Raw genomic sequence first — 15,601 nt, forward strand, 5'->3', positions numbered from 1 at the left:
CATCAATGAAACATAATCGCGAAAGCTTGCTGAAAAAATTCAAAGAGATGATCGCGCGAGGCGAGCCAATTATTGGCGGTGGTGCCGGTACAGGCCTTTCTGCGAAATGTGAAGAAGCAGGCGGCATTGACTTAATTGTCATTTATAACTCTGGCCGCTACCGGATGGCGGGTCGTGGTTCACTCGCGGGCCTACTTGCTTATGGTAATGCTAATGAAATCGTTATGGATATGGCTAAAGAGGTTTTACCAGTTGTAAAACATACGCCTGTACTTGCCGGTGTTAATGGCACAGATCCATTCTGCCAATTTGATCATTTTCTTGATGAAATAAAAGCCAAAGGTTTTGCGGGTGTGCAAAACTTCCCGACCGTAGGTTTAATCGATGGTAACTTCAGAGCCAACCTCGAAGAGACTGGGATGGGCTATGGTTTAGAAGTGGATATGATCCGCCTAGCCCATGAGAAAGGCTTATTAACTACCCCTTATGTTTTCAGCCGTGAAGATGCTATTGCAATGACCGAAGCGGGTGCAGATATTATCGTGCCTCATATGGGGTTAACCACGGGGGGCAATATTGGTGCAGAGACAGCATTAACACTTAAAGATTGTGTGCCATTAATCAATGACTGGGCTAAAGCCGCAAAATCAGTACGCGATGATGTTATCGTTCTGTGCCATGGTGGCCCAATTGCGACCCCAGAAGATGCGGAATATATTTTAGCGAACTGCCCAGACTGCCACGGTTTCTATGGTGCAAGCTCCATGGAGCGCCTACCAACGGAGGTCGCTCTCACTGCAACAACCGAAAAATTTAAATCAATTAAACGTTAGTACTTTAATACTCAATGAAAGTTGTCCATGGTAATCATAAACCGCTAATAATAATGCAACTTTAATATCACGAGTATCTATGGCTTTGCCAACACCAGGGCACCTACTTCACCGTAGGTGCTTTTCTTTTTACAGCCTGCCAGAATTGATTCTCTTACTTATCCGTTTGTCTTTGTTGCGTTCAAGGAAAAACAAAGCGTTCGCTGCGCCATCATAAAAATAGCCCGATCACCTAAAATAAAACTCAGATTATCACTCTGCGCGACATGGCGATATTGCGGGGGAAATAAGCGGTAAACCAACGTTAATGGTTTATCTAAAAAGACTAAATAGGTCAAACGGAATTGGCATGAGTGTAGCAAAAACAATCATGCCATCCAGTGATTACACTAACTTAGCAATCAAGCTATCGAGATCACCTTGCAAGAAATGCACTGGTGGGATTTCAATCACGGTATATGCTCCGGCAGATTGTTTCATCGTCGCTCTTGCCGCAGAAACCATAAATTGCGATGTCAGTGCAGGGTTGTTAATTCGCATTGAGTACTCAAATAATTGATTATGCGTTGCTCCAGAAACCCCTTTATGCGTCATATGGACACCATGGCCAACATCTTTCAGCGCGTCCACACTATCAACTTGGCGAATATGGGTCTCATCGGATGAGAAATAGCTATCGGCTTTAATCGCGTTAGCAACGTCTGCAAAGTTTGCGCCCGCATCAAGCTCAATATAGACCATACGGCGGTGAACGCCAGTACCCAACGGAATCGTTACCGATAGTGCGTCTTTAACGCCATCAATAGCTTTAGCTGCAACACTGTGCCCCATACTCATTCCTGGGCCAAAGTTAGTGTAGGTGACCCCTTTTGGCGCCATTGCCAACATGAGTGTACGCATAATTGAATCAGAGCCCGGATCCCAACCCGCGGAAACAACGGCAACGCTTTTATGCTCTTTCGCAACGTTATCTAACCGTTTTTTTAGTGCCACAATATCGGAGTGCACATCGAAACTATCGACGGTATTGATCCCCTGACTTAAAACTTTCTCAGCTAAATCACCAATCGCCCGTGTGGGTGAGCATAAAAGCGCCACATCAACTTTGCCTAATTTTTCAATATCATCGACAACGGTGTACCCCGCTAATTCTGCTGGGATATTTTGTACATTACGGCGTACCACACCGACAAGTTCAAAATCATCCGCTGCCAATACCGCTTCGAGTGCATAACGGCCAATATTTCCGTACCCCACTATTGCGGCTTTAATTTTTGTCATTGTGACTCCTTTACTGTTCTGATGTTGTCTTTTTATATTGATATCATAACTATCAATCAGGAATAAATTAGCAGAATCATCATTATTAAACAAAAGATTAACTTTTCCTTAAATAAGCACCTATAGACTCTATTAACTCAACATAAATACGGGTAAAATCTGCCTGCTTTTCCTTTATCCATATGAATTTTATTTTAATTATTTTGAAGGTTCTCAATGCATCAATCCGATGTCACTGAGAGATCACTCTTTTCTCTCAGTTGGCCAATATTTATTGATATTTTTCTTCATTTGGCCACATTACTTATCAATACCTATATGGTGAGCCATGTTTCAACCGCCTACCTTGCGGCAATGGGCGTGGGGAATCAGGTATTTGATCTTTTTATTACCATATTTAACTTTATTAGTGTGGGATGTAGCGTTGTCATCGCCCAATATTTAGGGGCTGGACGCCGTGAAAAGGCCAGCCAAGCTATTCATATTTCTATCGCTTTTAACTTTCTACTCGGTTTTTCCAGTGCTCTTATCGCGCTGTTTTTTGGATATAAAATCCTCAGTATCATGAATACGCCATCCCATCTAATGGAAGATGGTTATGCTTACTTGCATATTCTTGGTATTTGTCTAATCCCCGAAGCCATCTCCATCATTCTTGCTGCTTGCTTGCGTGTGTACGGCAAAGCTCAACCCGCTATGTGGGTAACGCTCATTGCTAACGTGATCACTGTTGTTGGTAATATGATTGTGCTATATGGCTTTTTTGGTCTGCCGCAATATGGCCTTGAAGGGGTAGCATGGTCGACGGTAGTGGGCCGTATTGTCGCCGTTATCTTGCTGTTCTGTCTGTTATTCTATGGATTAAGGATCAAGTTTACGCCACAGCTGCTGGTTCGCTGGTCACGTACAATGCTAGGTAAAATACTGCATATAGGCTTGCCATCTGCGGGTGAAAATTTAGTGTGGATCCTCCATTTTATGACCGCATCTGCGTTTATCGGTTTAATGGGAGAAACCTCTCTTGCCGCGCAAACACTCTATTTCCAACTCTCACTCTTTATCATGCTGTTTGGTATCTCTATCAGTATTGGTAATGAAATTATGGTGGGACACCTTGTTGGCGCTAAGCGTTTTGAAGAGGCTTACCGTCGTGGAATAAAAAGCTTAAAAATGGGCTTTTATGTCACGATTGGCGTGGTATTTTTCTTTTGGTTATTCCGTTCCCCTATCCTTAACAATTTAACGGATGACCAAAATATTATTCATGTGTTATTACCGCTGTTTCTACTCTCTGTTTTTTTAGAGCCGGGGCGTACTATCAATATCGTCATGGTTAACGCTCTTAGGGCTTCAGGAGATGCTCGCTTCCCACTTTGCACCGCCATTATTTTTATGTGGGGAGTCGCCATTCCACTCGGTTATTTCTTAGGAATAAAAATGGAAATGGGCTTATTAGGCATTTGGATTGGCTTTTTTGCCGATGAATGGTTACGTGGTTTAACTAACGCATGGCGTTGGCGTTCTCGTCGATGGCAAAGTAAGAGACTTGATCTCGAAAGTGAGTCTTAAAACCAATATTATCCTGCCTATCGCTTAGGCAGGATTTTTTGTGATTAAGCTCAAACTTGAAATTTATTTTTTACTATTCGCATCTTTATAGAAAAAATTTCTCTCAAACAATTTTATCTTCTCTAACATAGTGAAAATTTTCTCCCAATAATTCTTTAAAATATCCTTATTAAACAGGTGTTCTTTAGGGGGAATTCATTATGCAAGTTCAAGCTCAGCCACTTCTTTGGCAGTATTTTATCCATGCAGTAAAACAAGAAGTCAAACCTGCTTTAGGTTGTACTGAGCCAATCTCTTTAGCCTTAGCAGCAGCAAAAGCCGCTGCTTGCGTTGGTGGTACGGTCACTCGTGTCACCGCATTCGTTTCCCCTAACTTAATGAAAAATGGCATGGGAGTGACCGTACCGGGAACGGGCATGGTGGGTCTCCCAATTGCAGCGGCATTAGGTGCTGTTGGAGGGGATGCCGACGCTGGGCTAGAGGTATTAAAGTCAGCCTCAACGAGTGCCATTGAACGCAGTAAAAATATGTTGGCGCAGGGCCTTATTACTGTCGATATTAAGCATCCCTGTGATGATGTGATCTATTCAGAGGCAACGGTATTTACAGATAAAGGCTCAGCAACTGTCGTTATCGCGGGTACTCATACGCATGTCGTAAAAATGATCCATAACGACACTGTTATTTTTGATAGCACCCAACAAATGCAACAAAATGAATCCCCTGTGGATTGTGCTGCCGACGTGACACTTCCCCCTGTCACGGCCAAAGCTGTTTATCAATTTGCAACACAAGCGCCATTTGAAGATATCCGCTTTATTTTAGAAGCCGCACATTTAAATGATGCCCTGTCTCAGGAAGGGCTACGCCATGTTTATGGTCTGCATATTGGTAAAACGTTGCAATCTCAGCGAGATAGAGGCTTGCTGTCGAAAGATCTCATGTCAGAAATTATGATCAGAACATCGGCAGCTTCAGATGCACGTATGGGTGGAGCCGTATTACCCGCAATGAGTAATTCCGGCTCAGGTAACCAAGGTATAGCGGCGACAATGCCTGTTGTTGTCACTGCTGACTACTTACAATCAACAGAAGAGCAGTTAGCTCGCGCCTTAATGTTGTCACACTTAATGGCAATCTATATCCATAATCAACTGCCCGCCTTATCTGCGCTGTGTGCTGCAACAACAGCCGCAATGGGAGCTGCGGCGGGGATCGCTTGGTTGCTAGAATCACGTTATGAGGTTGTCGCAATGGCAATTAGCAGTATGATTGGCGATGTCAGTGGTATGATATGCGATGGTGCATCAAACAGTTGTGCGATGAAGGTTTCAACCAGCGCTAGCGCCGCCTATAAAGCCGTGTTAATGGCTCTCGACAACAGTTGTGTAAGAGGCTCTGATGGCATCGTGTCCGACGATGTAGACCAATCCATAGCTAACTTATGCGCTTTAGCTACCGGCTCTATGAGGCACACCGATGTTCAAATTATTGAAATAATGGCTGCAAAAGCGCGCTAACATAATCAAAATTCAAGAAAAACAGGCCACTAATTATTCGTGGCCTGTTTTTTTTATGGCATCTAAAAATATTAAAAAAACAGATAAAAACAGTAGAAAATAACTAAGATAATTCTTACAATAATACTTAAATATGGGTTTGTAGATAATTTAGCTCAATAGAGGTCGAGCATAGTGCTGTTGCTCAATAAAATGTAGATGTTAACCAAATAATCGGTAATTTTTATTTAAACTTGGCATGTATGCAGTGGAGCGTTATTTAATATATTACAATCATTATTATTTCTTATTTATATAGCAAAAAACCAGAAACCTATAACTTATTGATAGTAATAATTTTTGATTTATTCATATTCATATTTTTTTATACTTTATTAATACTTTCTAACAATTCCCCGTTAAACATTTCTTTTTGTAACATGTTTATATAACAACTATTAATTGTTAATAATCTTAGTTGTTTATCTCGAATTGACACATAAAAACCAGGGTTATAAGCATATAATACTCAGTTATTGGTGCTCAAAAAGTATCAATAACCATTTATCGCATTGATTTTATTAGATTTATATTAATAGAACCATTACTCCATTTATGGGTTTTACTCGTATAATAAATAAATTCAGACTATCGGATATTTGATCTAAAAAAAAATAAGATTTATATTTGTTTTAGAAATAAGAATAAGCTCACATAAAAACATAACTTAAATAAGCAATACGTTTTAGCATATTGCTTGTTGGCTATAATTTATTAACTTTATCTACACAGAGGTTTTTAATGGAAAGTGAAGAATTGAGTATCGATAGTTTTTTTTCATCTATTTCATTAGCTATTGGTCGAACGTTGAAACGACTTAGGCAAAATCAAGGTTTAACTGGTGCCGATTTTGGTCGTTTAGTCAATCTTAGCCAACAGCAAATATCACGCTATGAGTGTGGCATTAATCATATTAATGTCAGCATGCTATTACTATTATTAGAAAAACTCGATATTACCGTTGGGGAATTTAATACTTTACTTATCGAAGAAATTAATTTAACCCCGATCAAAAATCACGTTGATTTAGATAGGATATTAAATGTTTGCAAAAATAATGGTGAGAAAACTGATCATTATGTAACTTCAAAATCTTCATTATTATTTGGCTAAATCGCATTTAATAAACTTTCAATCTCCTTTTTTCTCAGTCCCTTGCAGTCAAGGTGCCGCTGTTAGGATAGACACGTAAGTTAGCCCTGTTTGGCACCCTAGTGTATTTGCTAGTAAAAGTGGGTTAAAAAATCTTGTTATTATTGGTTATATCAGTGGAGTAAGTCGTGTTTATTTCAACAGAACCAAGGCCGAACTAATAAAATGGCCAATAAAAACAACGATACTAAATTTAGTATCATTGATGGTGAACGTTATATCGCGATAGTATCACTAAAAGTATAATAGCAAATTAACTTATCACGCTGGTTTTTCGTTTTTCTATCAACACAAGCCAATGGATCATTTAATTACTGATTCTTTATACTAATTCATAATAGAATAAAAATGAGTAAGGTCGATAATTTATAACCATTATTTTCTATTAGAGCACACTTTTACCCTTCCAAACCTAAAATTCCCCTTAAAATAAAGAATAAGTTTCCTTTTGAAATTATTAAAATTTAGTTTTGATATTTTTGTACCGTTCCTATGAGACAAGAAATTTAACCCATTTAATTTTGGTTAAGTTAATATCGGAACCAATGAAAAGCTATGATGTTAAGTTAAGATTCGTATGTTTATTATCGCCCCTTCCCTTAGCAGTCAGGAAAGGGGTTATCGATATGTTTATAGCTCTTCATTATTCGTCTGGAGTTGTGCGAATTTTTGGCGTATTTCATTTTCTGGTAAATTAATCCCAATAAACACCAAAACACTGTGACGCGGCTCATTCTCTGCCCAATCGCTATCCCAATCAGCACTATATAAGCGTTGAACCCCTTGGAATAGTAGCCTTTTCGGCTCGTTTTTGATTGATAAAATCCCTTTATAACGCAATAAATTATCCGCAAATCCTAGCAGTAGAGACTCCATAACATCAGAGACCGCCATTAACTCAACAGGGTAATCAAATTCAACAACGATAGAATTCACTTCATTGTGCTGTTTAGGGGTAAAGCGGAAAGTGGGTTGATTCACTTTCAGTTGTGAATCGAGTAAAAAACCTTGAATATTAAACAGTAAATCGAGGTCAATCTCACCATGGGTCACGGGATAGATGGGTGCCCGTGCATTGATGCGCTGTAAGCGTTCAATTAAGCTTTCATGCTCAGGCTGAACATCCGTTTTCGTTAATAAGATCCGATCAGCATAGCCAATTTGTGCCTGCGCTATCGCAAAATCATCAAGTTGCTTATTTGCATGAACCGCATCCACCAATGTAATAATGCCATCCAATAAATAACGTTCACAAAGCACTTCATGAGAAAAAAAAGTTTGAGTGATAGGACCGGGATCTGCCATTCCTGTGCACTCAATCACTAAGCGATCAAAGTCGAGTTTCCCACTATCTAACCCATCAAGTAAATCGAGCAAAGCATTTTCCAACTCATTAGAGCGGCTACAACAAATACAGCCATTACTCAATGTCGTTATTTGTGTCGCACGATCACCAATTAAGGCATTATCAATTGGCACTTCACCAAATTCATTTTCGATGACTGCGATTTTATGCCCATGATCTGCTTGAAGAATATGGCGTAGTAAGGTGGTTTTGCCCGCACCGAGAAAACCGGTCAAAATCGTGACAGAGATTGGTTTCATTGTATTCCTCATGACGTCATTAATTAACAGCAGCGAAATCCACCTTTACCGCTTCCACCATAGCGCGCATCTTGGCGCTCACGAAAAAACTCTTTATAAGTCATAATCGGTTTGTCTGGATGATTATCTTTCATGTGCTGTACATAGGTATCATAGTCAGGAATGCCTATCAACATACGTGCAGCCTGCCCTAAGTACTTACCTGTTTTGCCTAAATTTCCAAACATATGCTCTCCAATACAGATGCCCTACATCATGTTTACTCACAATGCAGGGCACCATTTTATACACTAAAGATTAGTGTGAAGATGAGGTTTTCACGCCCTCTTTAGGCACCGGTACATAAGGTGTTTCAGCATCGGTACGCTCTGGGTTTTTATACGCCTTCATCGCTGTTCTGATACCATAGAAAATAATACCGTAGACAACAACTAGGAATAGGATACTTAACCCTGCGTTTGTGTAGTTATTGATAATAATGTGATTCATGTCAGTGATTTGCTGAGCCGTTAAGTCAGCACCACCCGCCGCAATTTTCTCTTTATAAGACTTAGCTAAATAGAGGAAACCTTCGAGTTGAGGGTTATCACTAAACAGTTTCAAACCTAATGCCCAAGTTGTACAAATCAATAACCAAACCGCTGGTAACACAGTGACATAGATATATTTACTGCGTTTCATCTTAATTAAGACTACGGTGCTGAGCACCAAGGCAACTGCCGCCAGCATCTGGTTCGAAATACCAAACAGAGGCCATAGGCTCTTCACGCCGCCCAGTGGGTCAACCACGCCTTGGTACAATAAATATCCCCATAAACCAACGCATCCGGCTGTACCAATAATCCCAGCCAACAGTGAATCGGTTTTTTTCAGCACAGGTACAAAGTTACCCAATAAGTCTTGTAACATAAAACGACCTGAGCGCGTTCCTGCATCCAATGCAGTTAAGATAAACAGTGCTTCGAATAGGATACCAAAGTGATACCAGAAGCCCATATCAGCAGCAGGTATGATTTCATGGAATACATACGCGATACCTACCGCTAACGTCGGTGCTCCCCCTGCACGGTTCAATACGGAAGGCTCTCCGATATCTTTTGCCGTTTGCATAATTTGCTCAGGTGAAATCACAAAGCCCCATGAACTGACGGTTGCCGCAGCATGTGCCGTAACATCTTTCAGTTGTGCTAGGATTGCCGCACCGTCAGCACCACCAAGCTCATGCAGATTCGGCATAGTGATACCTAAAGCGGCTGGTGGAGTATTCATCGCAAAATAGAGGCCAGGTTCAATAATTGAAGCTGCAACTAGCGCCATGATCGCGACAAACGATTCCATTAACATCGCACCATAGCCGATATAGCGAGCATCTTTTTCGTTAGCCAACAACTTAGGCGTTGTCCCTGACGAAATTAAGGCATGGAAACCCGATACGGCACCACAAGCAATCGTAATAAATAAGAATGGGAACAGCGTGCCTTTCCAAACTGGGCCACTGCCATCAACGAACTGAGTGACCGCTGGCATTTTTAGCTCAGGATTTAAAATCACAATCCCAATCGCTAAACCGACAATCACACCGATTTTTAAGAAGGTAGCGAGATAGTCGCGAGGCGCCAGAATCAGCCAAACAGGTAATAATGCAGAGATAAACGCATAACCAACTAAAACATAAGTAATTGTAGTGTCTTTAAAGGTCAGTGCAGGACCCCAATATGGGTCATGAGCGATAACACCACCGAACCAAATCGACAAGATCAGTAACACAATACCAATGACCGAAACTTCCCCCACTCGTCCGGGTCGGATATAGCGCATATAGATTCCCATAAACAGCGCAATCGGTACTGTTGAACATACCGTAAACACGCCCCATGGACTTTCTGCTAGTGCCTTAACTACGATCAACGCTAATACTGCAAGGATAATGATCATGATGAGGAAACAGCCGAAAAGCGCAATGGTTCCCGGAATAGGGCCAAGCTCTTCTTTAACGATTTCCCCTAATGATGCACCATTACGGCGAGAAGAGATAAATAGCACCATAAAGTCCTGTACTGCACCAGCCAGTACCACCCCAGCCAATAACCATAAGGTGCCTGGTAAGTAACCGACTTGTGCTGCTAAGACAGGCCCTACAAGTGGCCCTGCACCTGCGATTGCAGCAAAGTGGTGACCGAATAGAACGTTTCTATTTGTAGGAACATAGTTCAAGCCATCATTATTAATGACCGCGGGTGTCGCTCGCGTTTCATCGAGCTTCATCACTTTTTTCGCGATATACAAACTGTAATAACGATAAGCAATGAGATAAACCGCCACAGAAGCCACAACAATCCACAGCGCACTGATGTGTTCTCCGCGTCTAAGTGCAACCACACCTAGACAAATCGCACCGATAATCCCAAGGATCATCCAAGGAATGTGCTTTAAAATACCATTTTTGTTCATAAAACACCCTTCTGAGGTAAAACGAACTTCTCTTATGTTTTATTGACTTATCAATAACAAATCGATTCAAAGAACCGTTCTTTATCATTACTAAGTCTCTTTTTGGCAGTCGTTATCACCGTGCAATAAGAAAAAATTTGAGCTCTGCCATGGTCTCTATGGTAGAAAATATCTATTGGCGAATGTCTAAAGTCAGTGCGAGCGGTTGCATACAAAATTAAGCGGTCAGTTTTTCACTGCGAATGGTTTTATCGAAATGGCAAAGACGAAAAAAGTGTGATTAACTTAACAATAACAGTTGATTATCAATAAGTTAATCATATTAATGGAAATGGTATAAATGAAATGGTTTGTTAAATAAAACTCGAATAGTCGTAAATCTCACGATGCAGGATGAGCGGTTATCCTATTTCCTTGCAGATCAATCCATACCCAATGGCCACCAACCCACCAGCTATGCTCACCATCCGTTTCCCGTTGGCAACCTATTCCTACATGGGCTTTCCCATTCTCAAAAGGGTAGGCGCAATCATAGTTTGCTTCAATCACGACCTTGCCTGTTTTTGCCTCAGCAAAACCAATTTTGTCACCTTGGCGGATACGATAAAGCCCATTTTTAGGCTCATCAGGCCAATTATCAAAATAATAAGGTCGATAGGCTTCATTGCCCTGTTGGTCGACCACAACTATTCCTTGATTAGGGAGATTTTTTAAACAAAAGCGATATGCAGAGTCGGCTTCAAAGCAATTTAATGTTTTTTCTGGTGCTTCTATCAATTGTGCAAATTGCTCATGTAGTGAATCAGCAAATAACATGCTCGGTAATACGCATAACAGCCCAATCAAACCTTGCTTCATTTTCGACTTCCTCACCCCAATCAGTTGTATTAATGCAATATAGCGGATGCCACTAATATTCAAACTAAGAATACAGCGAAAATCAGCAAATACTCTAATAAAAAACAATCAGTTAATTAGCTCATTTACTTATTAATAATAAGAAAACCCCAAAAAACCTTAATAAATTAGATTTTTTTATCCTTTAAAAACAATAAAATACTAAAACACCGAGAAAAAAACACACAACTTTCATTTTGATACTCTTCACATAAACAACACATTATTCACACCTTAATAAGATAAAGAGTTATTGTTAATAACATGAAAATAAATTGTTATAGCAACGCTACTTTGATCAGGGGAATAACTGTATGAATAATGAAAACTATGATTACATCATTGTAGGAGCAGGTTCGGCTGGCTGCGTGCTTGCCGCACGGCTTATTAAAGAAACCCAGTCACGCGTTCTTTTGATTGAAGCCGGAGGAAGTGATAATCATCTGTATATTCGTATGCCAGCTGGGGTAGCTAAAATTATTGCCCAAAAAAGCTGGCCCTACGAAACGGAACCTGAACCACATGCAAATAATCGCAAGATGCAGATAGCACAAGGTAAAGTTCTCGGAGGCAGCAGTTCTGTGAATGGCATGATTTATATTCGAGGCCAAAAACAGGATTACGATAATTGGGCGCAAATCTATGGCTGTGATGGCTGGAGCTACCAAGATGTCCTACCTTGGTTTAAGAAAGCCGAACAAAATGAAAGTTTATCTGATAGCTATCATGGTACCGCAGGGCTGCTTCCTGTCAGTGAAAACCGTTATCGGCACCCTCTTTCTATGGCTTTTATCCGAGCCGCACAAGAGCAAGGGCTTCCTTATGTTAATGACCTTAATGGTGAAAGCCAACAAGGAGTCAGTTTTTATCAAACAACAACGAAAAATGGCGAAAGAGCAAGCACTTCAAAAACTTATCTTAAGAGTGTCGCACAAAGCGATAAACTTACAGTAAAGCTTAATAAACAAGTTAACCGTATTATTATCCGTGATGGTGTCGCTGTTGGGGTAAGCTATCAGGATAAAAATGGTGGTGAAGCCGATGTTTTCGCCCAAAAAGAGGTGATCATTTGTGCCGGCGCGATGGGCTCCGCGAAATTACTCATGCTCTCAGGTATCGGTCCTAAAGATCACCTCTCATCATTAGGGATTGAAACGGTCGCTGACCTTCCTGTCGGTAAAAACTTCCATGATCATCTTCATATGTCCATTAATGTCACAACCAAAGATCCTATTAGCCTCTTTGGCGCTGACAAAGGTATCCATGCTATAAAACATGGCTTTCAGTGGTTAGCTTTTCGTAGTGGATTATTAGCATCAAACGTACTTGAAGGTGCTGCATTTATTGATAGCTGTGGTCAAGGTCGCCCCGACGTACAAATTCACTTTTTACCCATACTTGATAGCTGGGATGATGTTCCCGGCGAGCCACTGCCCGCGACACATGGTTTCACATTAAAAGTGGGCTATTTACAACCTAAGTCGCGCGGTGAATTACTCTTGCGTAGCAAAGATCCACAAGCGCCACTAAAAATTCATGCCAACTATTTAGCCGCACCGGAAGATATGGAAGGCTGCAAACGTGCTGTCAAATTTGGGTTAAAAGTACTTGGGTCGGAGGCACTACAAGCGGTTAGTAAAGAGACATTAATGCCGCCAGCACAGGTTCAACATGATGAGGCAGCATTAGAGGAGTTTGTACGTAACTTTTGTAAAACCGTCTACCACCCTGTCGGCAGTTGTCGTATGGGAAAAGACACAGCAACTTCCGTGACCGATTTACGCTTACGTGTGCATGGCATTAAGCAACTTCGTGTCATTGATTGCTCTGTGATGCCAGAAATCCCAAGTGGTAACACCAACGCTCCAACAATCATGATTGCCGAGCGTGGCGCGGCAATGGTGATACAGGATAACCATTAACGCCAATGATCGCCCACTCACCCTAAGTGGGCGATAATAATGCCATTACCCATTCACGGTTATGGTTGCCGCTGCCTTCTTCGCCTTATTTAACGCATGATCGATAGAATCCGCAATCGCCAAGGCAACACCTAAGCGGCGGGTTCCGGCAATTTCAGGTTTACCAAATAAGCGTAATTGAATATCCGAATCTAACGCTTGCCCTAACCCCGAAAAAACAACATCACGACTAGACAATTCAGGAAGGATCACCGCCGATGCACTTGGCCCATATTGACGGATTGCCCCGATAGGTAGCCCCAAGAAAGCACGCACATGAAGGGCAAATTCAGATAAGTTTTGTGAAATTAAGGTCACCATACCTGTATCATGAGGCCGAGGCGAAACTTCATTAAAAATGATCTCATCACCACATACAAATAGTTCCACACCAAATAAGCCATACCCACCTAATGCAGTCACAATTTTGGCAGCGGCCGCTTGTGCATTTTCCAATGCCTTTTCACTCATTTGTTGTGGTTGCCATGATTCTCGATAATCCCCTTTTTCTTGGCGGTGCCCAATAGGCGCACAAAAATGAATACCATCAACGGCATTAATGGTGAGCATCGTGATTTCAAAATCAAAATGGATCATTTTTTCAACGATCACACGCCCCTGACCAGTACGTCCACCTTCTTGCGAATAGTGCCATGCTGCTTTGAGATCCTGTTCGCCGCGCATAACACTTTGGCCTTTACCCGAAGAGCTCATTACTGGTTTGACTATACAAGGGAAGCCAATCTCTTTAGCTGCGGTCACAAAATCCGCTTCAGTCTCAACAAAACGATAATCTGAGGTCGGTAAGCCTAATTCTTCTGCCGCAAGCCGGCGGATCCCTTCACGATTCATGGTTAAATAAACCGCATTAGCAGAAGGCACCACTTTTTGCCCTTGTTGCTCCAATTCCACTAAGGTCTTGGTCGCAATCGCTTCAATTTCCGGCACGATAAAATCAGGTTTTTCTTTCTCAACAAGTTGGCGAATTGCCTCTCCATCTAGCATGTTAACGGTATAACTACGGTGAGCAACATGCATGGCGGGCGCATGGTCATAACGATCAACCGCAATAACTTCAATGCCCAAACGCTGGCACTCAATCGCCACTTCTTTCCCGAGCTCTCCTGAACCGAGCAGCATCACTTTTGTTGCAGAAGGACAAAGCGCTGTACCTAATTTATTCATGATGGATAACCTTGTATAAAAAAGCTGATTTCATGGACAAGATTATATACGCAATCGTTTGCTTAAACCATAAGAGATCGTATTTCACTTCATTTATCGCAATATTCGCTTAGCATTACTAACGCTTATCACGACCTGTTACATAAGGGACACGTTTGTGATATTCGTTGTAGCGCTTATGCAGCAAGGCAATAATACAGCACAGTAATCCTAACCAAATCAATGAGAAACTAACCCCTTTCACCCAATCAAATAGTTCATTAAATAAGAATACAGCTAATAAGAATTGGATCGTTGGTTCAATATATTGGGCAAGTCCTATTACGGTTAATGTTGTGCGTTTTATCGCCGCAGTGAAAAACAGTAATGGAATAATTGTCACCGGAGCCGCAAGCATATACAGCAGCTTGATTTGCCAATCCCCCGCCTCGACAGCACTCGTGCCATTAGCGGATAGCCACCATGTGATCCCAATGGCGACAGGCAATAGCCACATCGCCTCAACAAAAAGGGAAGTGATAACATCAAAACGAATAAATTTGCGGATCAAACCATAGACGGCAAAAGCACTTCCCATCACAAGGGCAAGTAGAGGCAATTCACCATACTGCCAGATTTGGAAACAGACACCGGAAAAAATCAGCAATACCGCCATTTTCTCGGCTAAAACTAGCCGTTCATGTAAAAATACGACCCCAAGTAAAATAGAAAACAGTGGATTAATAAAATAACCTAGGCTGGCAGCAAGTACTTGCCCATGGGTTAATGCATAAGTGAATGCCCCCCATGATATCGCCATAATAGATGAACTAAACAAACATAAAATAATTGAGCGTTTATCTGCCCATACTTGTTGCCAAAGCGTTTTATTTTTAATCAGTAAGCGAATGGCTAATAAAAAGGGGATCGACCAAATTACACGTTGGGCGAGTAGCTCTAAAGGTTCAGCGCCGGGCAACAAACGGTAAAAAAGCGGTGTGATCCCCCATAAAATATAAGAAAAGATAGCCAATGCTACCCCTGATCTCAGTAACATAATTAACCCAAAATTGATGTTTTCTTAAATAAAATTTCACTATAAATATCATACACTTTTATTTATCAATTT

The 15,601-nt window shown here is 41.2% G+C and carries 12 protein-coding genes; 5 read left to right on the plus strand and 7 right to left on the minus strand.

From position 1 onward, the window contains the following. Positions 1-5: 5 nt before the first annotated feature. The gene (locus PR709_RS04435; RefSeq protein WP_004922623.1) at positions 6-833 is read left to right on the plus strand and encodes a phosphoenolpyruvate hydrolase family protein; all 828 of its coding nucleotides are present in this window, start codon (positions 6-8) and stop codon (positions 831-833) included. Between the two features lie 384 nt (positions 834-1,217). On the opposite strand, the gene PR709_RS04440 is transcribed toward PR709_RS04435, so the two are convergent. After that, entirely contained in the window at positions 1,218-2,114 is an 897-nt protein-coding gene (locus PR709_RS04440; protein WP_014656589.1) for a diaminopimelate dehydrogenase, read from the minus strand. A 216-nt stretch (positions 2,115-2,330) separates the two neighbouring features. On the opposite strand from PR709_RS04440, the gene PR709_RS04445 reads away from it, so the two are divergent. From PR709_RS04445 to PR709_RS04455, 3 genes are all read left to right on the plus strand, one after another. Continuing rightward, positions 2,331-3,683: an MATE family efflux transporter gene (locus PR709_RS04445; RefSeq protein ID WP_004922637.1), complete on the plus strand. Its 1,353-nt coding sequence runs from the start codon at positions 2,331-2,333 to the stop codon at positions 3,681-3,683. A 200-nt stretch (positions 3,684-3,883) separates the two neighbouring features. Then, positions 3,884-5,203 carry an L-cysteine desulfidase family protein gene (locus PR709_RS04450; protein ID WP_014656590.1) on the plus strand — a complete coding sequence of 440 codons (1,320 nt, stop codon included), beginning with the start codon at positions 3,884-3,886 and terminating at the stop codon, positions 5,201-5,203. A 780-nt stretch (positions 5,204-5,983) separates the two neighbouring features. Beyond that, positions 5,984-6,355 (plus strand): helix-turn-helix domain-containing protein, encoded by a 372-nt coding sequence (locus PR709_RS04455; protein ID WP_004922647.1) that lies wholly within the window; start codon positions 5,984-5,986, stop codon positions 6,353-6,355. Positions 6,356-7,024: 669 nt separating this feature from the next. Here the strand turns inward: PR709_RS04455 and yjiA are convergent. The 4 genes from yjiA to PR709_RS04475 all read right to left on the minus strand — a co-directional run bounded on the left by yjiA (position 7,025) and on the right by PR709_RS04475 (position 11,308). Beyond that, positions 7,025-7,999: a GTPase gene (gene yjiA, locus PR709_RS04460; protein WP_014656591.1), complete on the minus strand. Its 975-nt coding sequence runs from the start codon at positions 7,997-7,999 to the stop codon at positions 7,025-7,027. Positions 8,000-8,022: 23 nt separating this feature from the next. Then, a complete protein-coding gene (locus PR709_RS04465) occupies positions 8,023-8,226 on the minus strand; it encodes a YbdD/YjiX family protein (protein WP_004922653.1) in 204 nt (67 codons plus the stop codon). A gap of 70 nt (positions 8,227-8,296) precedes the next feature. Further along, positions 8,297-10,450 carry a carbon starvation CstA family protein gene (locus tag PR709_RS04470; protein WP_004922657.1) on the minus strand — a complete coding sequence of 718 codons (2,154 nt, stop codon included), beginning with the start codon at positions 10,448-10,450 and terminating at the stop codon, positions 8,297-8,299. 381 nt (positions 10,451-10,831) lie between these two features. Next, positions 10,832-11,308, minus strand: coding sequence for a WG repeat-containing protein (locus tag PR709_RS04475; protein ID WP_014656592.1), 477 nt, complete (start codon positions 11,306-11,308; stop codon positions 10,832-10,834). A gap of 353 nt (positions 11,309-11,661) precedes the next feature. Between PR709_RS04475 and PR709_RS04480 the strand changes: the two genes are divergently transcribed. Beyond that, positions 11,662-13,269, plus strand: coding sequence for a GMC family oxidoreductase (locus PR709_RS04480; RefSeq protein WP_102780741.1), 1,608 nt, complete (start codon positions 11,662-11,664; stop codon positions 13,267-13,269). 45 nt (positions 13,270-13,314) lie between these two features. On the opposite strand, the gene purT is transcribed toward PR709_RS04480, so the two are convergent. Together purT and rarD are read right to left on the minus strand one after the other, a co-directional pair. After that, positions 13,315-14,493: a formate-dependent phosphoribosylglycinamide formyltransferase gene (purT, locus tag PR709_RS04485; RefSeq protein WP_004922667.1), complete on the minus strand. Its 1,179-nt coding sequence runs from the start codon at positions 14,491-14,493 to the stop codon at positions 13,315-13,317. Positions 14,494-14,611: 118 nt separating this feature from the next. Beyond that, complete coding sequence (gene rarD, locus PR709_RS04490; protein ID WP_004922670.1) at positions 14,612-15,529, minus strand: EamA family transporter RarD; 918 nt, start codon at positions 15,527-15,529, stop codon at positions 14,612-14,614. Between the last annotated feature and the right edge of the window lie 72 nt (positions 15,530-15,601).

The organism is Providencia sp. PROV267 (assembly GCF_028477825.1).
Lineage (GTDB): Bacteria > Pseudomonadota > Gammaproteobacteria > Enterobacterales > Enterobacteriaceae > Providencia > Providencia stuartii.

Excerpts from the sequence above, each read along its gene's own strand:
- PR709_RS04435 (WP_004922623.1), top strand. The coding sequence starts at position 6 with ATGAAACATAATCGCGAAAGCTTGCTGAAAAAATTCAAAGAGATGATC.
- PR709_RS04440 (WP_014656589.1), bottom strand. The coding sequence starts at position 2,114 with ATGACAAAAATTAAAGCCGCAATAGTGGGGTACGGAAATATTGGCCGT.
- PR709_RS04445 (WP_004922637.1), top strand. The coding sequence starts at position 2,331 with ATGCATCAATCCGATGTCACTGAGAGATCACTCTTTTCTCTCAGTTGG.
- PR709_RS04450 (WP_014656590.1), top strand. The coding sequence starts at position 3,884 with ATGCAAGTTCAAGCTCAGCCACTTCTTTGGCAGTATTTTATCCATGCA.
- PR709_RS04455 (WP_004922647.1), top strand. The coding sequence starts at position 5,984 with ATGGAAAGTGAAGAATTGAGTATCGATAGTTTTTTTTCATCTATTTCA.
- yjiA (WP_014656591.1), bottom strand. The coding sequence starts at position 7,999 with ATGAAACCAATCTCTGTCACGATTTTGACCGGTTTTCTCGGTGCGGGC.
- PR709_RS04465 (WP_004922653.1), bottom strand. The coding sequence starts at position 8,226 with ATGTTTGGAAATTTAGGCAAAACAGGTAAGTACTTAGGGCAGGCTGCA.
- PR709_RS04470 (WP_004922657.1), bottom strand. The coding sequence starts at position 10,450 with ATGAACAAAAATGGTATTTTAAAGCACATTCCTTGGATGATCCTTGGG.
- PR709_RS04475 (WP_014656592.1), bottom strand. The coding sequence starts at position 11,308 with ATGAAGCAAGGTTTGATTGGGCTGTTATGCGTATTACCGAGCATGTTA.
- PR709_RS04480 (WP_102780741.1), top strand. The coding sequence starts at position 11,662 with ATGAATAATGAAAACTATGATTACATCATTGTAGGAGCAGGTTCGGCT.
- purT (WP_004922667.1), bottom strand. The coding sequence starts at position 14,493 with ATGAATAAATTAGGTACAGCGCTTTGTCCTTCTGCAACAAAAGTGATG.
- rarD (WP_004922670.1), bottom strand. The coding sequence starts at position 15,529 with ATGTTACTGAGATCAGGGGTAGCATTGGCTATCTTTTCTTATATTTTA.